The sequence below is a fragment of the Parabacteroides sp. AF14-59 genome (assembly GCF_003479515.1).
Classification (GTDB): domain Bacteria; phylum Bacteroidota; class Bacteroidia; order Bacteroidales; family Tannerellaceae; genus Parabacteroides; species Parabacteroides faecis.
On sequence record NZ_QUHH01000015.1, the window covers coordinates 1 to 22024 of the forward strand.

A 22024-nucleotide genomic window follows, 5' to 3' on the forward strand; every position below is an offset into this window, starting at 1 on the left:
AAAGGCTATTACCAGGGGTATAAGAAATGGAATACATTGAAGATGTTATACAACAGCAAAGCTTATGAAGCGGCGGCGGACGGGTATGAAGAATTGGTACCGTTGATGGGACATAAGCCGGAACTACTGTTTGAAGCAGCGCAATGCTTGAGTAAGACGGAGCGGTTTGCAGAGGCGAACCGGTTGTTGGAACGGGCGATGAAACTGAGTGGTGATCCGATGATACATTATATGGCGGCAAAAAATGAACAGGACCTGGGAAATTATCAGAAAGCAGAAAATTTATTGCTACATGCAATAGAAATACTGCCGGAACGGATATACCCCTATTATCTGTTAACTAAACTATACTCAGAAACGGCTTTCTTTCAGGAAGATAAGTTTATCAAAGCGGCTGATGCCGTACTGACAAAAGAGCCGAAAGTGGAGAGCACAGCTATCCGCGAAATGAGAACGGAAGTTAAAAAGATGCTCAAAAACATACGGGAAAATCGTAATTAATTTATTTATACACGAATTACGATAACATCGTAACAATAAATTTGTATATTTGGAAATTGAAAACTGAATCATAGCTTATATGAATATGAAATACTACAATTTGCTGGCAATACTGATTCTTTCCGGAATGATAGCCTGCTCCGGTGAGAAAAAAGACAACAGCGCAGGAGAAGAAACTGTCGAAACGGTTTTACCGGACGAAACCAACGAGGTAACCGTGATGACATTAAAGGCTAGTGACTTCAACCACGAACTGATCAGTAACGGCAAATTGTCGGCACGCCGCCATGTAGACCTGCGGTTCGAATCGGCTGAACCGATTGCAGAGATCTATGTGAAGAACGGCGACCGGGTGAGTAAAGGGCAAAAGCTCGCTGAATTATCCACTTTCCGGCTGAAAAACAAAATGGCTACGGCTAAAGATGCATTGGAACGTGCCAAACTGGAACTGCAGGACGTACTGATCGGCCAGGGATACTCACTGGCAGACTCGGCAAAGGTTCCCCCTGCAACCATGCAACTTGTCCGGGTAAAGAGTGGTTACGACCAGGCACTGATTCAACATCAGCTCGCCGAATATGAAGAACGGAACGCTGTGCTGACGGCTCCTTTCGACGGCATTGTAGCCAACCTGTTTGCCAAACAATATAATACCGCTTCTACATCCGACGTATTCTGCACGATCATCGATCCGGGCAGTCTGGAGGCGGCGTTTACCGTTCTGGAAAATGAATTGCCTCTGATAAAGAACGGCGACCGGGTCGAAGTCACTCCTTTTGCCCTGAACGATACCAAAGCGGAAGGACGAATCACCGAAATAAATCCATTGGTGGATGAAAACGGTATGGTACAGGTGAAAGCTGCAGTTACGGACAAGGGTAAACTATTCGAAGGCATGAACGTACGTGTCAGTATCCACCGCTCACTGGGTAAACAACTGGTCGTTCCGAAAGAATCGGTGGTGTTGCGTTCGGGAAAACAGGTGGTGTTCGTGCTGGACAGCACAAAGACAAAAGCATACTGGACTTATGTGCATACCGGCCTGGAAAATGCAGACAGTTATACGATCGCAGACGGCTTGAAAGAGGATGATATCGTTATTACAAGCGGTAATATTAACCTGGCACATGAGGCTCCGGTAACCATCATCGAGAAGTTGACAGTTGACAAGTGACAGTTGACAGTTAGCTTAACACAATAAATAGTCCCGATGAATAAACAAATATAAAACATAGAACACAAGCGACATCCACCGGTGTCTCCACCTGTCAACTGTCACTTGTCAACTGTCAACTATAAAAGTTATGGTTAAATTCTTACTACAACGTCCTATCGCGGTACTGATGGCTTTCACGGCCTGTTTTATCGTGGGGTTGGTGACTTACTTTACCATCCCGGTATCGTTGTTGCCGGATATTGCAATACCGGAGATCACCATACAGGTATCCGGACAGAATACATCGGCCCGCGAACTGGAAAATACGGTTGTCAAACCGATCCGGCAGCAACTGATGCAGGTGTCTGCCTTACGCGATATTCACAGCGAGACACGCGACGGTGCCGGTATCATCCGACTGAGTTTCGATTTCGGGACCAATACCGATCTGGCATTCATCGAAGTGAACGAAAAGATCGATGCTGCAATGAACTATCTGCCACGTGAAGTAGAACGTCCGCGGGTGATCAAGGCAAGCGCTACCGATATTCCTGTCTTTTGCCTGAACCTGACACTGAAAACGGGTGACAGCGAAGCAGCCTTCCTCGATCTTTGCCAGTTTGCCGAAACGGTGATCAAACGACGCATCGAACAATTGCCGGAGGTGGCGATGGTGGATATTACGGGAATGCTGAAACGGCAGTTACAGATCGTACCGGATATCAAGATGCTGGAAATGGCGGGAATCACATTGAACGATCTGGAATCGGCACTCAATTCGAACAATATCGAACCGGGTAGCATGACCGTACGGGACGGGTATTATGAATACAATATCAAATTCTCTACATTACTCCGCACACCGGAAGATGTGCAGAATATCTATATCCGCAAAAACGACCGTATTTTCCAGTTGAAGGAACTGGCAAAAATAGCCGTAGTACCGGAGATGGAGACAGGCGCCTCCATTTCGAACGGGAAACGGGCGGTCACACTGGCCGTTATCAAGCAGGCGGACGAAAATATGGATAATATGAAGGAGGCATTGCAGGAAGTGACGGAATATTTCGCAACGGTTTATCCGGATATCGATTTCAGCATCAGCCGCAACCAGACCGAATTGCTGGATTATACTATTTCCAACCTGAAACAGAACCTGTCGCTCGGTTTCATTTTTATCTGTATCGTGGCGATCCTGTTCCTCGGGGACATCAAGAGCCCGGCAGTAATCGGCCTGAGTATGATAGTCAGCCTTATCATCAGCTTCCTGTTCTTTTATATGTTCAAGATGTCGCTGAACATCATCTCCCTTTCCGGATTGATCCTGGCATTGGGTATGATGATCGACAGTTCGATCATTGTGACGGAGAATATTATGCAATACAGATCGAAAGGGTACACACTGGAAGAGGCTTGTTCCAAAGGGACTTCCGAAGTAATCACGCCGATGCTGAGTTCAACCTTGACGACCATTGCCGTATTTGTTCCGTTGGTATTTATGAGCGGTATTGCCGGAGCTATTTTCTATGACCAGGCATTTGCCGTGACGGTCGGACTGATGGTTTCCTATTTTACGGGTATCATGTTGCTTCCCGTACTTTACAAATTAGTCTACAGCATTCCGGATATCAAGCACACAGGCTTTAACCTGCGGATAAACAATCTGATCAAGGAACATACGCTGGATCGTTTTTATGATGCGGGAGTCGATTTCGTATTCCGTCACAAAAAAGTGAATATCGTGTTTATCCTGGTTACACTTCCGTTATGCGTCCTATTGTTCTACGAAGTACCCAAAAGTAGAATGCCGGAGATCGACGAAAACGAACTGATCGCCCATATAGAATGGAATGAAAACATCCATATCGATGAGAACCGGGAAAGGGTGGATAAATTATTCAACCAAGTTGCAGGAGATGTGCAAGAATATACTTCATACGTCGGACAGCAACAATTCCTGCTGAACCGCGACAGGGAGTTGTCCGCATCGGAAGCCGAATTATATTTCAAGACAGAAAATACTTCAGCCATAGCTCCTTTACAGGAAAAGATCACCGAATGGCTGAACAAAAACTATCCGGAAGCGGTATTCTCTTTCTCACCTCCGATAACGGTATTCGAAAAGTTGTTTGTGACAGGTGAGGCCGATATCGTAGCCGAATTTTATGCCCGCAACAAGGCGGAGGCTCCGGAAGCTCAGTCTTTACACAAACTGGAATCGCAGATGAAAACATCCACCGGTATTGCTCCGGTCGGTGTCGCTTTCGATAACCAGTTGAATATATCCATCGACAGACAGAAGTTACTACTTTATAAAGTGGACTATAACGAGGTATACCGCTTATTGAAAACGGCTTTCAAAGAAAATGAAGTAGCAACCCTCCGCTCCTATCAGCAGTATCTTCCCATCGCTCTTGCCGGTGACGGGAAAACGGTGAACGACGTTCTACAACAAACGCTGGTACAGACGCAGGCAGACAAAAACGGAAAGACCCAATATATCCCGCTACAATCGCTGGTACGAGTGACACAAGGGGAAGACCTGAAGACGATCACCGCCGGAAAGAACGGTGAATATATCCCGTTCAGTTTCTATGATGTAAAGAAAGCGGAACCGTTGATGGAGGAAGTGAAAAAGCTGGGCGGGCAGAAATGGGAAATCGATTTCTCCGGTAGTTTCTTCTCCAATCAACAGATGTTAAGCGAATTGGTGGTGATCTTACTGATATCTATCTTGTTAATGTATTTTATCCTGGCTGCACAGTTCGAAAGTTTCCTGCAACCATTGATCGTACTTATCGAGATCCCGATCGACGTAGCAGCTTCTTTGCTGGTGCTTTGGATATGCGGACATACGATGAACCTGATGAGTGCCATCGGTATTGTGGTGACCTGCGGTATCATTATCAATGACTCCATCCTGAAACTGGATGCGATCAATGAGTTACGGAAGGAGGGCGTACCGTTGATGGAAGCGATTCATGAAGCCGGCCGTCGCCGTCTGCGTCCTATCATCATGACATCCCTGACAACCATATTCGGTATGGTGCCGTTGCTGTTTTCGTTCGATATGGGTAGCGAACTCCAAAAGCCGCTTTCCATCGCCATGATCTCAGCCATGCTGATCGGTACAGCCGTCAGTTTGTTCATCATCCCGTTGGTTTACTGGTTCATTTACCGGAAACATGATGTAAACGAAGTAGTTACTGAAAAACAAACAGAAGTTTAACGAATTCTATATAATGCCGTTATGAAGATATGTAAGCTCTTATTATTGTTTCTATTACTCACATCGGGTTACCTGTGTGCCCAGCCACTCACGTTGTCGCTCGAACGGACGATTTCGCTGGCGGCGGATAGTTCGCTGGAGGCATTCAGGACAAAGAATATGTTTTTGGCAGGTTACTGGCAGTACAGGACTTTCAAGGCAGGGAGATTGCCGAGTCTGACACTGAACCTGACACCGGCGCAGTATTACCGGGATATTACGAAACGATATAATTATGATAAAAACACAGAAGAATATCGTACGCAACAATCCTTCTACGCCAATGGGAACCTTCAGGTAAAACAGAACTTCGACCTTCTGGGTGGTACTTTTTATCTGGACTCGGAACTGGGATATATGCGAAATTTTGGTGAAAACACTTATAATCAATATACCACTGTCCCTATTCGGATTGGTTACAGCCAAAGTCTACTGGGTTACAATCCTTTCCGGTGGGAACGGAAGATCGAACCCCTCAAATACGAGAAGGCTAAAAAAGAAATGTTATACAATATCGAAAATATCAGTGAACAAGCTACCTCTTACTTTTTTGCTTTAGCTATGGCACAGGCAGAATATGATCTGGCAAAAGAGAATGTAGCTTCAACAGATACTCTATATCGGACAGGACAGGAACGGCATAAGATCGCAGCTATCAACAAAGCCGAGTTGCTGACACTGAAACTGGATGCCGTTAACGCGCGTAATACATTACAAAATGCAGATATAGCCTTGAAAAGAGCCATGTTCAGCCTGGCCTCATTCCTCAACTTCGATAAAAATACAGAAATACGGTTACGCCTTCCGGGACGTCCGAAAGACATGCAGATCTCCGTTGACGAAGCATTGACACTCGCCCGGGAGAACAACCCGAAATTTCTCGACATGAAACAGCAGATACTGGAAGCGGAGCAGCAGGTGGACAAGACAAAAAAAGAAGCTATGTTCAATGCCTCTATCAATGCCAGCATTGGTTTTAACCAGGTAGCTGATAAAATGAAAGAAGCCTATCGTAATCCATTGCAACAGGATGTTGTATCCGTATCCGTTTCCATCCCCCTCGTAGACTGGGGCGTACGGAAGGGTAAGCACAATATCGCCAAAAACAACCTGAACGTGACACAGATATCGGCTCGCCAGGAGGAACTGAGCGTGGAGGAAGACGTGATCATGACAGTCGGCGATTTCAATATCCAGCAGAATCTGATCAGTAGCGCGGAAGAGGCGCTGGACCTGGCGGTTATGGCTTATGCCGAAACCAAGCAACGGTTTATGATCGGAAAGGCAGACATCAGCAGCCTGACCTTATCATTAAACCGCCAGCAGGAGGCACAGCGTAATTACATCTCCGCTTTGCAAAATTACTGGCTAAGCTATTTCAAAATACGTAAACTGACATTACATGATTTCGAAACAGGCATATCGCTTGCCCGGGAATTCGATTTCACGCACGGACTATAAGTAACAGACTCAATGAGTGCATCTCCTAAAATATCATCCTTTACGATCATCGTCACCTTTCTTTGTGTGGCGTTGACAGGACTGGCTTTCATTCCTCTCCTACCGATCAAGTTGTCTCCCTCACGCACATTGCCCAGGCTGACTATCAGCTACAGCATGCCCGGTAACTCGGCTCGTGTGATCGAGATGGAAGTGACGTCGCGGCTGGAAGCAATGCTGGCACGTATCAAAGGGATTAAGGAGATCAACTCAACCTCCGGTAACGGTTTCGGGTATGTGACACTGGAACTGGATAAGCATACGAACATCGACGCCGCCCGCTTCGAGGCATCGACGATCGTCCGCCAGACATGGCCGAGCCTACCCGACGGATTAAGTTATCCGATACTGGAAATGAGCCGACCAGATGACAAGGAATCAGGACCTTTCATGACTTATACACTGAACGCGGCAGCCACACCTATCTTTATCCAGCGGTTCGCCGAAGATCAGATCAAGCCGCGTCTGGCCAGTATTTCCGGCATCTACCGGATCGACGTGCGGGGGGCTACGCCTATGGAATGGCGTCTGGAATACGACAGTCGGCAACTCGTTTCGCTCGGCATCACGACCACGGATATACAGACAGCCATCGGCCAGTACTATAATAAAGAGTTCCTGGGAACAGGAAATATGAATACGAATGAACAGGAGGAATGGATACGCCTTGCCTTGATACCGGATGATGTACAGAACGGTTTCGACGCTTCCCACATCACCGTGACCAGTAAAGAGGGAAAACTGATCCGCCTGGACCAACTGCTGAAAGTGACCCGGCAGGAAGAAGCCCCCCAAAGTTATTACCGTATCAACGGGCTGAACTCGATCTATCTTTCTATCCGGGCAGAAGAAACGGCTAACCAGCTGGAACTTGCCAAGCAGGTAAAAAAGGAAATGGAACATATCCGCCAGTTATTACCGCAGGGATACGAGATACATACCAGCTACGATGCGACCGAATTCATCCAGAATGAATTGAACAAGATCTACATACGTACCGGGCTTACTATCCTGATCCTGTTACTGTTCGTTCTGCTGATCACCCGGAATGTACGTTACCTGTTCCTGATCGTTGTCAGCCTGAGCGTGAATCTTTGTATTGCCGTTATTTTCTTTTATCTGGCAGGACTTGAGATGCAGCTTTACTCACTGGCCGGTGTCACGATCTCGTTAAGCCTGGTGATAGACAATACGATCGTAATGACCGACCATATACGTAACCGCCACAACCGAAAGGCTTTCCTTTCTATCCTGACGGCTACGTTGACGACTATCGGTGCACTTGTCATCATTTTCTTCCTCGATGAAAAGATACGGTTGAACCTGCAGGATTTTGCAGCCGTGGTGATCATCAACCTGGCGGTATCACTGGCTATCGCCCTGTTCTTTGTTCCTGCCCTGATCGAGAAGCTGGGATTAGGACAAAAGAAAAATGCAAAACGAAAAGCTGCTTTATCGGCTGAACCCAAAACAGTCCGTTTTGCCCGGATCAGAAAATGGGGTAACAGAGCGCTCAGACGATTCCCGGTCTATTTCAACCGGTATTACCGGGCACAGATCAGTTTCCTTTGCCGGTGGAAAAAGACGGCATGTGTTATATTGGTTCTGGCTTTCGGATTACCTGTATTTCTCCTTCCTGAGAAAATCGAGATGGACGATAAAGAAAAGACATATACGGCAACAGACTCATTACTCATAGAGAAATATAACAAAATCGTTTCCGGTGAAACTTATAAAGAGAAAGTGAAACCGGTCATCGACAAAGCGCTGGGAGGAACATTGCGTCTCTTTGTACAAAAAGTGTACGACGGCAGTTATTTTACCCGCAACGACGAAACAGTACTTTCCGTCACTGCATCAATGCCGAACGGTACCACGCTGGAACAGATGAACCAGTTGATGGGACGCATGGAAGCCTACTTGAGTACTTTCAAAGATATCCGCCAGTTCCAGACGAATATATACAGCGCGCGACAAGCCGGAATACGTATCTATTTCACCAAAGCGGCAGAACGGAGCGGCTTCCCGTATACGCTTAAAAGCAAGATCATCAGCAAGGCTTTGGAACTGGGAGGCGGTAGCTGGGGTGTATATGGCCTTCAGGATCAGGGATTCAATAATGACGTACGGGAGAGTGCCGGTTCCTTCCGTATCGAGATGTACGGATATAACTATGATGAATTGTACGAATGGGCAGAACAACTGAAAGGACAGCTTCTCACTTTCCGGCGTATTAAAGAAGTACTTATCAATTCAGAGTTTTCCTGGTGGAAAGACGATTACCAGGAGTTCTATTTCAATCTGAACAAGGCACGGATGGCACAGGAGAATATTCTGCCAATCGAACTGTTCGCCTCTATTAATCCGGTGTTCGGAAAAGATATTTACAGCGGCACGATCGTTGTCGATAATGAAACGGAGAAATTGAAACTCAGTTCACGCCAGGCCACAGACTATGACGTCTGGAGCATGCAGTATGTTCCCCAAAGCATCAAGGGTAAACCTTATAAACTGGCGGAGCTGGCTACCGTCGAAAAAGGACAGATGCCACAGAAGGTAGCCAAAGTAAACCAACAATATCGCCTGTGCCTTCAGTATGAGTACATCGGCGCTTCCAACCAGGGAAACAAAATACGGGACCGTGTATTGAAAGAGTTCAATGCTTCGCTTCCAATGGGCTATACCGCCAAAGCGGATAGTTATTATTGGAGCTGGAATACGAAAGACAATAAACAATACCTGCTGTTGTTGTTGATCATCGTTATCATATTCTTTACCACCAGTATCCTGTTCAACTCACTGAAACAGCCGTTGGCAGTTATCTTCGTAATCCCGATATCTTATATCGGCGTGTTCCTGACGTTCTACTGGTTCAAACTGAATTTCGACCAGGGAGGATTTGCCTCGTTCGTCTTGTTATGCGGTATTACGGTAAACGCCAGTATCTACATACTGAACGAATTCAACCAGTTACGCGAAGCCAAACCGAGAATGCCTCTCTGGCGATTATACCTGAAAGCATGGAATGCCAAAATAACACCGATCTTCCTTACTGTAATCTCTACTATACTGGGATTCATCCCGTTCATGCTAGGCCCGGATAAAGAAGCGTTCTGGTTCCCACTGGCCGCCGGTACGATCGGAGGACTGACCATGTCCATCCTGGGTATCTTTATATACCTGCCTATTTTCACGTTAAAGAAATGATCATCTTGTAAAGAATTAACCACTAATAACTGTTTTTCTTTCCTAATTTTGTGATAATCTTGGACGATTTGTTAATTATCCAAACCCTTCTTATGTCTTAAATGTTTTATGCAGGAGCTGATGAGTAATAAAAAAGAGGACGTCAGAGCTTGATGCATTTTAATTAACATCTTCTAAAATTTTACAGAAGTGGAGTCCGATATCACCCTAAAATAAATTAAAGATGAAAGTTTTATTTAAGTATCTACGACTATTATCCCTCTCTACGAGCGGAGCGTTACTTTTGTGCATCGTGTTTGCGGCCAATCCTGAAATCGCTGAAGGAACCATCACCGGAAAAATATTCTGGTTTCATTTCTCTATTTTATTACTAGCATTCAGTGTTTTATTTATGGAAGCCACAGTGAAAAAAAGCAACTTTACTTTTTCATTACCCGATGGGCTTTTATTACTGTTTATTGTACTTATCCTGTTCACGTATGACCGTGAACTTGACCCTCAACCCGAAAGACTCCTTTTTGCCGGTCAAATAGGCACTCTATGGTTTATGTTACGGGCCGTTCTGCAAACTCATTCCGAACTAAGGCTTTTTTTTATGTCTATACTTATATGTACAGGCATATTTGAAGCGATCTGGGGAATGGGACATTTATACGGCTCTCCTTCTACGGCTCATCCGCTTCTCAGGGCGGACGGGCTTCTTTTCAACCCGACCCCTTTCTCCGGATATCTGGCGATCATTTTACCTGTTTGCCTGAACCTGGCTCTACGATTCCGCAATTGTGACAAGATGGCCTGGTGGGAAGCAAGAACCATGGTTTTCTATCTGGCGGTCTTTGCCATAGCGATTATTATTATAGCCCTTCCGGGGGGAATGAGCCGACCGGCATGGCTGGCAGCCGGAGCTTCCTGCTGCTGGGTTTTCTTCCTTAGAAAATCGGGATGGGAATTATTGAAAAAGAGAGTGATCAGGCATAACAAGAGCGTGATCTTCAGCTGTGTCATCCTGTTTCTGATCATTTCATTACTCCCCACTCTGGGTGGGATCTTTCATCCCGACCAATCCGCCAACCGGATGCTGATGTGGAACGTAACCACTAAGGCGATCCTGAACCAACCCGTTACAGGGACTGGCATGGGAGGCTTCCCGGCATTATTTGCCCAGACACAAGCTGATTATTTTGCATCGGGAAAAGCATCGGATACAGAACTCGCAGCAGCCGGCTGTCCCAAATTCGCCTATAACGACTATCTACAGATGGGGCTTGAATTCGGAGTCGCCGGGTTGCTTCTTTTTGCCCTGTGGATAGGGTTCTGCCTTTATTACGGACTAAAGAACAAACAAGTCGGGGCTACCGGTGCGATCCTTGCTTTATCGCTCTTCTCCATGTATTCTTATCCGTTACAATTACCGTCGTTCTGGATATTACTCATTTTTTTCTCGGCGATGTGCGTCACACGACCGGAGAGCATACAAAAGTCTTCACCGAAAAACTGTCCGCATATCGGAGCATTTGCCGCATTAGTCGCCTGTATCCTGTTCTTCGGACAGCGAAGTTACTATGAGCCATACAAAGAGTGGAAAACTCTACAGACACTGGGACAAAAAGACGAACAAAAAATAGCTGCACAAGGATATGTGTGTCTCTACCCACATCTTTCGCATAAGATAGAATTCCTGCATGAAGGGGCCAGGTGTTTTCTGCAGTGCAGACAATATTCGGATGCCATCGTCTGGAGTCGCCGGGCAATCCGGTTGAGTGCCAATCCGGAATTCTATTATATCCTGGCAGAAAGCCACCAGCAACTCGGCCTGTACAAACAGGCGGAGAAGTATCTGTTGCAATGCCTGCATATCCTTCCGGAACAAATCGAGACTTATTACAGATTGACTAAGTTGTATGCAGAAACCAATTACTATCATCCGGAGAAATTACGGCTGGCGGCCCACTCCGTATTGACGAAAAAACCGGTAGTGAACAGTAAAACAACCATACAAATGAAAGAGGAAGTCTATCAACTTCTTCGGGAGCAGTCATTTTAAAGCCACGATTCCCTTCATTTTTATTGCACATTAAAATTATAACCCCTATCTTTGCCGAAATTTTGCAAGGAAGAGTTTCATGACAAATAAGGTACAAAAGTGTAATCCGATGTTTATCTCCGGTTCAACGCCGGACATTGAAGCTCATTTCTTTAATTTACGGGATTATAATTTGTTTATATAGGATGCGTTGGTTATTTTTACTAACGCATTTTTTTTGTGTCCCGAAACGGCGATTATTATAAGGTATAATATTCTATAAAATCAAATTAATAAACAAAACAACCCAATTACTATGTCGAAGATTGGAATCAAAAAGGTGATTGTTCTGGGCTCGGGTGCCCTGAAGATCGGACAGGCCGGCGAGTTTGACTACTCCGGTTCACAAGCATTAAAGGCACTGAAAGAAGAAGGTATCAGTACCGTATTGCTGAATCCGAACATTGCAACTATTCAAACATCGGAAGGGGTAGCAGACAAGGTTTATTTCCTGCCTATCACACCGTATTTTGTTGAAGAAGTGATCAAAAAAGAACAACCGGACGGAATCCTGCTGGCTTTTGGTGGCCAGACTGCCCTGAACTGCGGAACTCAGTTATACACCAGTGGCACACTTGCCAAATATGGCGTAAAGGTACTGGGTACTTCTGTTGAAGCGATCATGTACACAGAAGACCGCGACCTGTTTGTAAAGAAATTAAATGAAATCGACGTAAAAACTCCGGTAAGCCAGGCTGTGGAAACGATGGACGATGCAGTAAAAGCTGCCTACAAGATCGGTTTCCCGGTAATGATCCGTTCCGCTTATGCACTGGGCGGTATGGGTAGCGGTATCTGCAAAGACGAAGCAGAACTGCGTACTCTGGCAGAAAGCGCTTTCGCTTACTCTACACAGATCCTGGTGGAAGAATCGCTGAAAGGCTGGAAAGAAATTGAATTCGAGGTAATCCGCGATAAAAACGATCATTGCTTCACCGTTGTAAGCATGGAAAATGTAGACCCGCTGGGCGTACATACCGGTGAAAGTATCGTGGTTGCTCCTACCTGTTCATTGACAGACAAAGAACTGGACCTGCTGAAAGAATTGTCGACCAAGACAATCCGCCACCTGGGTATCGTAGGCGAATGTAACATTCAATATGCATTCAATTCTGATACTTGCGACTACCGCGTGATCGAAGTTAATGCCCGTCTGAGCCGTTCTTCCGCATTGGCATCCAAAGCAAGCGGTTATCCTCTGGCTTTTGTGGCAGCCAAACTGGCACTGGGTTACAGCCTGGATGAAATCGGCGAAATGGGAACTCCGAACTCAGCCTATAAAGCTCCGGAAGTTGACTATATGATCGTGAAGATCCCGCGTTGGGACTTGACTAAATTCGTCGGTGTAAGCCGTCTGATCGGTTCAAGCATGAAATCTGTCGGCGAGATCATGTCGATCGGTAAGAGCTTCGAAGAGATCATGCAGAAAGGTCTGCGTATGATCGGACAGGGTATGCACGGTTTCGTTGGAAACAACGACGTGGAATTCGACAACCTGGACGATGCATTGGCTAACCCGACCGACCTGCGTATCTTCGCTGTCGCAAAAGCACTGGAAGAAGGCTATACGGTAGAACGCATCCACGAACTGTCAAAGATCACTCCGTGGTTCCTCGAAAAACTGAAGAATATCGTAGACTATACGAAAGTATTATCTCAATATAACAAGATTGAAGATCTGCCCGAAGATGTTCTGAAAGAAGCAAAACGCCTGGGCTTCTCCGACTTCCAGATTGCACGTTATGTAGAAGAGCCGGAAGGCAACATGGAAAAAGAAAATATCCGTGTACGTAACCTGCGTAAGAAAATGGGTATCCTGCCGAGCGTAAAACGTATCAACACGATCGCTTCCGAACATCCGGAACTGACTAACTACCTGTATATGACATACGACGGTAGCGAACATGATATCCCTTACTACAAGAACGACAAGAGTGTGGTGATCCTGGGATCGGGTGCTTACCGCATCGGTTCTTCCGTAGAGTTCGACTGGTGTTCGGTAAATGCAGCACAGACTGCACGTAAACTGGGGTACAAGTCGATCATGATCAACTACAACCCGGAAACGGTTTCTACCGACTACGATATGTGCGACCGTCTGTACTTCGACGAACTTTCTTTCGAACGTGTACTCGATGTGATGGACCTGGAAATGCCGAAGGGTGTGATCGTATCCGTAGGTGGCCAGATCCCGAACAACCTGGCAATGAAACTGTATCGCCAGAACGTTCCGGTACTGGGTACTTCTCCGCTGTCGATCGACCGTGCTGAAAACCGCCATAAATTCTCAGCCATGCTCGATACACTGAATATCGACCAGCCGGCATGGGCAGAATTGACGAGTATGGAAGAGATCGACGGTTTCATCGAAAAGGTAGGATTCCCTATCCTGATCCGTCCTTCCTATGTGCTTTCCGGTGCTGCCATGAATGTTTGTCACAACAAAGAACAGATGATCGAATTCCTGGATCTGGCTGCAAAAGTATCCAAAGAATATCCGGTTGTCGTATCTGAGTTCCTGCAGGGAGCAAAAGAAATCGAATTCGACGCAGTAGCCATGAACGGTGAAGTGGTAGAATATGCAATCTCCGAACATATCGAGTTTGCCGGAGTTCACTCCGGTGACGCTACACTGGTATTCCCGGCTCAGAAAATTTACTTCGAAACAGCACGCCGTATCAAGAAGGTCAGCAAGATGATCGCTAAAGAGCTGAACATCAGCGGACCGTTCAATATCCAGTTCCTGGCAAAGAACAACGACGTGAAGGTCATCGAATGTAACCTGCGTGCTTCACGTAGCTTCCCGTTCGTTTCAAAAGTGCTGAAACGCAACTTCATCGAAACGGCAACACGCATCATGCTGGATGCTCCTTATACAAAACCGGATAAGAGTGCTTTCGATATCGACTGGATCGGTGTAAAAGCGTCTCAGTTCTCATTCGCCCGTCTGCACAAAGCTGACCCTGTACTGGGTGTGGATATGAGCTCTACCGGTGAAGTAGGTTGTATCGGCGACGATTTCAACGAAGCTTTGCTTTCTGCCATGATCGCTGTAGGTAATAATATTCCGAAAAAGAATGTCCTGGTTTCTTCAGGTGCAGCCAAAAGTAAAGTCGATTTGCTGGAGCCCTGCCGTTTACTGAATGACAAGGGTTATAAGATCTATGGTACAGCCGGAACCGCTAAATTCCTGAATGAAAACGGAATTGAAGCTACAGCCGTATGCTGGCCGGATGAACAGGGCGACCTGAATATCATGGATATGTTCAGCAACCATGTATTCGAACTGGTTGTCAACATCCCGAAAGATCATAGCAAACGCGAGCTGACCAACGGTTACAAGATCCGCCGTGCAGCGATCGATCATAATATCCCATTGATCACCAACGCTCGTCTGGCTAGTGCATTTATCGAAGCATTCTGCACAATGGATGTAAAAGATATCCAGATCAAAGACTGGCAGGATTACAAATAAGCAAATATTTTATTATATTTGTGGCAACAATACTGTAGAGACAGGGTTTTACCTTGTCTCTACATGTTTAATTTTAATTCGTGCCTATGTACAGACTACCGTTATTGTTCCTGACATTCATGCTGACATTCTTCGTCGCGCATGCATCGGTAGCCGTCCCTAATCTTTTCGTTAAAAACTTTACTGTAGATGATTATAAAGCCAGTTGCCAGAACTGGGGCTTATCGGTCGCGTCTGACGGCGTACTTTATGTAGCGAATAACTCTGGCTTGCTTACATTCGACGGAAACACCTGGAAACATTATAAGACACCGGACAATGCCATCATAAACGGCGTCACCTTCCTGAACGACACGATCTATACCATCAGCGAAAATTCTTTCGGAGGATGGACACGCGATCATCTGGGAGTGATGCGCTATCATAAACTGACTAAAATACCTGCCGAAGTCAAATTCAAAGAACCTCCCGCCCCTATCCCGTTCGTTCTTCCCGACGAGATACTGCATGCCCAGCCTTCCGTCTTCACGACGATCGGCGATCTGTATTTTATCGGAACGACTAATAACGGATTGTATATCACAAGCCCGGAGGGGACGATCCTGCGCCATCTGTCCACCCATGACCAATCACTGCCCGACAATATCATACGGGCTATCTGCATCCAGGATGCGGAACAGATATGGATCGCTTTCGACAACGGGATCTCGCAAATATCGTTCTCATCTCCACTGATCCAACTGGGGAAACGGAGTCAGATAGGAAAGTTAAAGAATGCGACACTGTTCAACGACACGCTGTATATACAGACCAACGTAGGATATTTCAAAAGGACACTGGAAGCCGGAGACAACTTCGAACCGGTCGATATAAAGAAAGAAACATTCCATAACCTCCCGCAAAACAGAGCTTTCGATTCGCTACAAGTCAAGAATGTATTCAATGATCCCGAATCATTGGGCGAATTTGCCCATGCGGAAGAGATCTATCCGATCGGTGATAACCTGTATTGGCTGTGCACAAAGAACGAAGCGGCTCTATTCCACAATGACGGGGGCAAAGGAACTTTAAAATGCCGCCTGTTGCTCAGCAACTATAATATGAACCTGGTCAACAGGGATCGTAAGATATACCCTTTGAACGATTCGCTTCATCTGATCTCTGCCATGCAAGGCGTCTTGCTGGTGAATATACGCGAACTGATAGAGGGCAGTCTCGGTTCTTCGACTCCTTTAAAGATATCGGAAATAAAGTATATCGATAAAAACGGTGATCATAACCTGCCTGTAAACTCCGAGAAAATCACGCTTCCACATAACTTTCAGGAGCTGACTGTGTATGTAGGCAGTACGATTTTTACCCCGAACCACCAGATCAGCTATATGATAGAAGGTGTTTCTTCCACCTGGTCACCCTGGCAAAAGGGGGGAGAGATCTCCTTCCTGCAACTTCCGGAAGGCAAATATCAGCTTAAGATACGTAAATACGTGGTAAAAGGTCCGTACCCGGAGATCGCTATTCCGATCACAGTACGTCCTCCCTGGTATAATACGATCTGGGCATGGCTGATCTACATCATTGCCACAGCCCTGATCGCTAAATATACGCTCAGTTATCACCTGAAAAACCTGCAAAGGGAAGAAAAGAGTAAGCTGGATGCCAAACGGCAGGCAGAAGAGCAGAAAATACAGGAGATGAAAAGCAAGATGCTGGAAGCCCAATTACAGAATAAGAACAATGAACTGTCTTTACAGACTTCCGCTTTGGTAAAACGAAACCAGGCTGTACAAAAGCTGTTGGATGAGCTGGAGCATCAGAAAGAGATATTGGGCGACCGTTATCCCAACAAACTTTATGCCCGAATGAAAAGCCTGATGGAAGAGTCACTGAACGATCAGGCGGACTGGGTTTTATTCGAGACACATTTCAACAGTGCACATCGTAATTTCATCGACCGCTTACGCCAGCAATATGATGATATAACGACCGGAGACCTGCGTATCTGCTGCTTGCTTCGTATGAATTTATCTACAAAAGAAATCGCATCCCTGCTAAATGTATCCGTACGTGCAATAGAATTGCGACGCTACCGGTTAAGAAAGCGTCTGTCACTGGATGGAGACACCAATCTGATAGACTTCCTTATGAATTACTAAAAATATTATTCTATATTTAGTATTTACCTAAACAACTAAATTACAGACTACTAAGAAACCTTGTAGTAGCTATGAGAAAGCGTTGATGTAGTCATTTCCCTTACTCCAAACATTTGCGCAAGTAGTGTAGTAGTACTTTTTCGCCAAAATATTTCCAAATGTATTTCCTTTGCCAGTGCATTTAAATCTTAATTTCTATAGACATGATGAAACACGATGTGGAAGAGCAGCTGGAAGAGTTGGAAAGGCACGGTATCAGTCGTCGTCATTTTCTCAAAATATTAACAGCAGCAGGCGTTATAACTGCTGCGGGTACACAACAAGTTCACGCATTCTCAAGCAATGCGAAAGGAAAAATCGTCGTTATCGGCGGAGGGGCTGCCGGAATCAGCATGGCAGCACGTTTGATGCACTGGCTGGATAATCCGGATATTACATTAATCGACCCGAGCGACCGACAGTTCTACCAACCGGGTTTCACTTTAATCGCTTCCGGAGTTTATCAACCGGACGATGTATGGAAGAAACAAGAGGATTGTATTCCCAGCGGAGTAAAATGGATCAAAGATTCTGTTGCTGCGGTCGATCCGGTGATGAACCAGGTAACAACTAAAAATAACGGAAAAGTACCATACGACTTTTTGGTATTGACCCCGGGAGTACAAACGAACTGGGAAAAAGTCGAAGGTATTACACACGATACTTTAGGAGTGGGCAACGCTCATAGTATATATGATTTCGAAGGTGCGCAAAAAACCTGGAAAGCGTTTCAGGAATTCTCCAAGACAGGCGGACGCGGTATCTATACGGATACTTACACGAAGCATAAATGCGGAGGAGCACCGAAAAAGATTTGTTTACTGACAGACGATTACAACCGCAAACGGGGTACACGGGATAACATGAAACTGGATTACTTCACGGCAGCGAAAGAGCTGTATGATATTCCTTTTTATACTCCCCGCTTACTGGAGATTTATAAGGAACGTAATATTCCCATCAATCTCAACGTGCGTGTAAAAGGTGTTGATACGTCAGCCAAACAAGTACATTTTGAAAAGGTGGAAACAGTAGGAGAAGAAAAAGTGATCACTCCTTTCATAGAAGATTACGATTTCCTGCACTTCACACCGCCTATGTCGGCTCCGGATTTTGTTCGCGAAGCCGGACTGGGATGGACAGAAGGCAAATTGGCTGCCGATGCCTGGGTGATGGTTGATAAAACGACACTGGTACACAAGACATATCCGAACATCGTTTCCTTAGGGGATGTGGCGGGTATACCGACCAGTAAGACATCTGCCGCTGTACGTAAACAAGTGCCGGTAGCTGCTAAAAACCTGATCTCGCTGATGGAAGGCAAAGAACCCGTTGAGAAATATGACGGATACGCTGCCTGCCCGATCGTTACAGACTATGGACACGTACTTTTGTGCGAGTTCAATTATGATAAAAAACCGGAGACCTCGTTCCCGTTCAGCATGCTGGACACATCAAAAGAACAATGGGCGGCCTGGTTACTGAAAGTTTACATGTTAAAACCGATGTATTTCTACGGAATGCTGAATGGTTACGCGTAACGGACCAAAAATAACAACTCCCTATAATTCAAATGCCAAACTACAGAAAATCCCCGGCTCAGTCCTTGAGGCCGGGGATTTTGTTATTTTGCTGGCAATAGATTCAATTAATTACAGAAATGTTTCATTTCTGTAGTTGACAGTTGACAAGTGACAGTTGACAGTTATTATCAAAATTGAACCTATTCAGATCGTATTAGGGGACGCAGATGACGCAGAATACACAGACGCTCGCAGACTTTTTATTTTCTTTAAAACAATATATTATCTGCGTTTATCTGCGCTCGTCTGCGCCATCTGCGTTCCTTAATACAAACTGGATATATAGCTCAAATCTTTCTAAAAGTAAGAAATTGTAATACCAACAAGGAGATAGTAGAAGCCCCTCTAGCAGCTTTTATGTATTAAGACGGGAGGAACTAAATGCTAAGATCTGAGATATTATTTCCACCTTGTACACCCTGGCAAATTACCCTGTACATCGTATAAAACCAATCTGTACACTCTATCAGGCTACCCTGTACGGGGTAGCTTTAATAGGTCGGGACTTTTGTGCTAGTATCTCCCCTATTAACAGGCAGTTGCCTACCTACTTACACATAGTTTTCCTCAATAATGCAGGTGACAGATGACAGATAAGGTTGCAGATAAAAAGAAGCATCTGCAACACTTTATTACTTGATAACATGAATATTACACCATCAAGTGACAGATGGCAGATACTTTTTTGAAAACTTTGTGTATATAACAAATAACAAACGCCATTGCAAACAAAAGAGGCATTTGCAATGGCGTTATATTCTAAGAAACAGGATATTACAAGTTATTATTGCAAATAACGAATAAATCCGAAAAACTTTTAGGAAGAATTGTGTTATTCCATCTTTCGGTAATAACGCGGCGTATAACCGGGCAATAGTTCGGGATGGAATACCCACACCAGATCTTTCAACAGATAGTCCGGATGGATAGGGAACTCCTCATAGTAAGGAACAACACCTGTATTACAGGTATAGATCCGACGATTCTTAAAGGCATCAAAGTTCTCGTAGGGAGTATACTCGGTACGCAGGTCTTTGTATGTCATATCATTTGCCTGATTATATTTGATCAGCCATATATCGGCATGGATGGCTTTATCGAGCACGGTCTCGAAAGACAGAGGTGTACTGCCTGCTCCGGGAAGATCTTTAAATATATAATCGGCACCGGCATCGGTATACAGATGGGCTATGTAGCTGTCTCCCGCCGGCATGTACCAGGAAGAGCCGAATTTCTTCTCTGAGATAACGGTCGGGCGATTAGTGACTGTCTTTGCCAGCTCCTTCAACTTCAGATAACGGTCTTCCGTTTCCCGGAAGATTGAATCGGCCATCGCTTCCTTACCGAATAGCAATCCATAGAAACGTATCCATTCAGTACGTCCTAAAGGCAACGACTCCATATAATCGGCAGCCTCAATGATAGGAATACCCAGTTTCTCGGCAGGTCCATATCCTGCATTCTGAAAAGGGGAAGCGATAATGATCTCCGCCCCTATATCGATGATCTTTTCTATATTCGGCGCTGTAGCCTCGCCCAGATCGGCTATTTTCCCGGCACGTAAACCATCCTGAATAGCAGGAGTATCCATATAACGGGGTTCACAAACACCTATTATCTTATCCACCTCATCGAGCTGATCGATAATAGCCGCATGAACGGAGGTATAAACCACGATATTCTCCACAGGTGTTCGTACAACCGTCCCTTTCGGCAAATCACCGGGCATCGACGCACCACGATCCACCAACAGATAACGTTGCAGGATACGAGTACTATCCCAAGGGTCGCGGACTTCTACCGATGTATAATCAGTGAAATGCTGTATGGCAAAACCACGGGCATAACGGATAGTATCAGAAGAAAACGACTGATCTTCAGAAGAACTTTGCTTCACACTGCAACTAAGTGTGAAGCAAAGTAAAAAGAGGGTGGATATAAAAAACTTCATCTTATTTATTACCAGCCGAAATCACTTTCATAGGATTCAGACCTGCTTCAAATTTAAACTGTAACTTACCAGCCGGGTTAAATGTGTACACATCTCCATTTGTAGCATAATCAGACTCAGTCACAAAAATATAGTTTGACGGGGTATCAGCACCTATTTTATAAGGCTTTTTAATATCCGTTCCATCCGTAATAAAATTAGTACTGATTACCTTTTCGTTTATTGCATCATAACAGAGATAAGAAATAGTCTGATTCCAGTTAGCATCATACTGTGAATAAATGATGTAAAGTTTATCGCCTACAGCTGCAAATTCCGTTGCATTCGTTTCCGTAATTGTTGTCACTTCATCTGTTTTAGAATCAATTCTCTGAAATGTATTAGGTATATCCCCGTAGTTACCCATAGAAACCAAATAAACGTCACCCTGACTATCAGCCAGCATATTCACCGGATTAGTAACAACTTCTATTTTAGTCTTTTCTTTAAACGTAAGAAGATCGACGACAGAGACTGTTTTATCATATCCTACAGATGTATTAAAATCCGCACCACCAGAGTTTGCTACATACAATTTATTATTAGCTATAGCCATCTGTTCGGGATTACGTCCTACTTTTACCTTACTTTCAATTGAGAGTGAAGTTGTATCCAAACGAGCTACATAGCCTTCATACAATGACACATACACTTTTCCATTATAACAAGTAAAGAAACGTGGCTGTAGCGGATCGCCATCGGAAACAATTTGTTTCAAAGACTTTCCCTGTAAGTCTGTCACCTCTATTGTATTAGAATTAGTGACAGCTATGTAAGCCTTTGAGCCATAAACCAGGATATCGTTGGCTGTATCTCCCAATCCGCGTCCATTGACTTTCTTAAAGATATCCGCTTCTACCTTTTTGGTCTCGAAATCATAAAATGACAACGAAGAGTTATTATTCCCTTTGTTTCCACTATTCAACACATAGACTCCATTCAAAGAAATCTGTTCCGGAAGAGATGGGATTTCCTGTTTATCATCATCATCACTACACCCAATAAAGGAGAAAGACATACAAGCACAAAGTGCAGATACATACAGTAAATTTTTCTTTTTCATCAC

At 45.0% G+C, this 22024-nt stretch carries 11 protein-coding genes; 9 read left to right on the plus strand and 2 right to left on the minus strand.

Annotated elements, in window-relative coordinates:
• The 9 genes from DWW23_RS16055 to DWW23_RS16095 form a co-directional block, all read left to right on the plus strand.
• Positions 1–501: CDC27 family protein (locus DWW23_RS16055; protein WP_233564364.1), on the plus strand; the 501-nt coding region annotated here is incomplete at its 5' end.
• 85 nt (positions 502–586) lie between these two features.
• Positions 587–1675, plus strand: a complete 1089-nt coding sequence (locus DWW23_RS16060; protein WP_122354401.1) for an efflux RND transporter periplasmic adaptor subunit — start codon at positions 587–589, stop codon at positions 1673–1675.
• Positions 1676–1805: 130 nt separating this feature from the next.
• Positions 1806–4886, plus strand: a complete 3081-nt coding sequence (locus DWW23_RS16065) for an efflux RND transporter permease subunit (protein WP_122354295.1) — start codon at positions 1806–1808, stop codon at positions 4884–4886.
• Positions 4887–4907: 21 nt separating this feature from the next.
• Complete coding sequence (locus DWW23_RS16070) at positions 4908–6386, plus strand: TolC family protein (RefSeq protein WP_122354296.1); 1479 nt, start codon at positions 4908–4910, stop codon at positions 6384–6386.
• A gap of 12 nt (positions 6387–6398) precedes the next feature.
• Complete coding sequence (locus DWW23_RS16075) at positions 6399–9632, plus strand: efflux RND transporter permease subunit (RefSeq protein WP_122354297.1); 3234 nt, start codon at positions 6399–6401, stop codon at positions 9630–9632.
• A 223-nt stretch (positions 9633–9855) separates the two neighbouring features.
• Positions 9856–11676, plus strand: coding sequence for an O-antigen ligase family protein (locus DWW23_RS16080; RefSeq protein ID WP_122354298.1), 1821 nt, complete (start codon positions 9856–9858; stop codon positions 11674–11676).
• 295 nt (positions 11677–11971) lie between these two features.
• Positions 11972–15190 carry a carbamoyl-phosphate synthase (glutamine-hydrolyzing) large subunit gene (gene carB / locus DWW23_RS16085; protein WP_122354299.1) on the plus strand — a complete coding sequence of 1073 codons (3219 nt, stop codon included), beginning with the start codon at positions 11972–11974 and terminating at the stop codon, positions 15188–15190.
• An 86-nt stretch (positions 15191–15276) separates the two neighbouring features.
• Positions 15277–17346 carry a transcriptional regulator gene (locus DWW23_RS16090; RefSeq protein WP_122354300.1) on the plus strand — a complete coding sequence of 690 codons (2070 nt, stop codon included), beginning with the start codon at positions 15277–15279 and terminating at the stop codon, positions 17344–17346.
• 203 nt (positions 17347–17549) lie between these two features.
• Entirely contained in the window at positions 17550–18926 is a 1377-nt protein-coding gene (locus DWW23_RS16095; protein WP_122354301.1) for an NAD(P)/FAD-dependent oxidoreductase, read from the plus strand.
• Positions 18927–19800: 874 nt separating this feature from the next.
• Here DWW23_RS16095 and DWW23_RS16100 read toward each other — a convergent pair.
• Both DWW23_RS16100 and DWW23_RS16105 read right to left on the minus strand, forming a co-directional pair.
• Positions 19801–20919 (minus strand): ABC transporter substrate-binding protein, encoded by a 1119-nt coding sequence (locus DWW23_RS16100; RefSeq protein ID WP_122354302.1) that lies wholly within the window; start codon positions 20917–20919, stop codon positions 19801–19803.
• Position 20920: 1 nt separating this feature from the next.
• On the minus strand, positions 20921–22021 hold the full coding sequence (locus DWW23_RS16105) for a YncE family protein (protein WP_122354303.1): 1101 nt from the start codon (positions 22019–22021) through the stop codon (positions 20921–20923).
• Between the last annotated feature and the right edge of the window lie 3 nt (positions 22022–22024).

Bases quoted from the DNA above. Each gene is read 5' to 3' on its own strand.
- DWW23_RS16070 (WP_122354296.1), top strand. From the start codon at position 4,908: ATGAAGATATGTAAGCTCTTATTATTGTTTCTATTACTCACATCGGGT.
- DWW23_RS16105 (WP_122354303.1), bottom strand. From the start codon at position 22,021: ATGAAAAAGAAAAATTTACTGTATGTATCTGCACTTTGTGCTTGTATG.
- DWW23_RS16090 (WP_122354300.1), top strand. From the start codon at position 15,277: ATGTACAGACTACCGTTATTGTTCCTGACATTCATGCTGACATTCTTC.
- carB (WP_122354299.1), top strand. From the start codon at position 11,972: ATGTCGAAGATTGGAATCAAAAAGGTGATTGTTCTGGGCTCGGGTGCC.
- DWW23_RS16080 (WP_122354298.1), top strand. From the start codon at position 9,856: ATGAAAGTTTTATTTAAGTATCTACGACTATTATCCCTCTCTACGAGC.
- DWW23_RS16065 (WP_122354295.1), top strand. From the start codon at position 1,806: ATGGTTAAATTCTTACTACAACGTCCTATCGCGGTACTGATGGCTTTC.
- DWW23_RS16060 (WP_122354401.1), top strand. From the start codon at position 587: ATGAAATACTACAATTTGCTGGCAATACTGATTCTTTCCGGAATGATA.
- DWW23_RS16075 (WP_122354297.1), top strand. From the start codon at position 6,399: ATGAGTGCATCTCCTAAAATATCATCCTTTACGATCATCGTCACCTTT.
- DWW23_RS16095 (WP_122354301.1), top strand. From the start codon at position 17,550: ATGATGAAACACGATGTGGAAGAGCAGCTGGAAGAGTTGGAAAGGCAC.
- DWW23_RS16100 (WP_122354302.1), bottom strand. From the start codon at position 20,919: ATGAAGTTTTTTATATCCACCCTCTTTTTACTTTGCTTCACACTTAGT.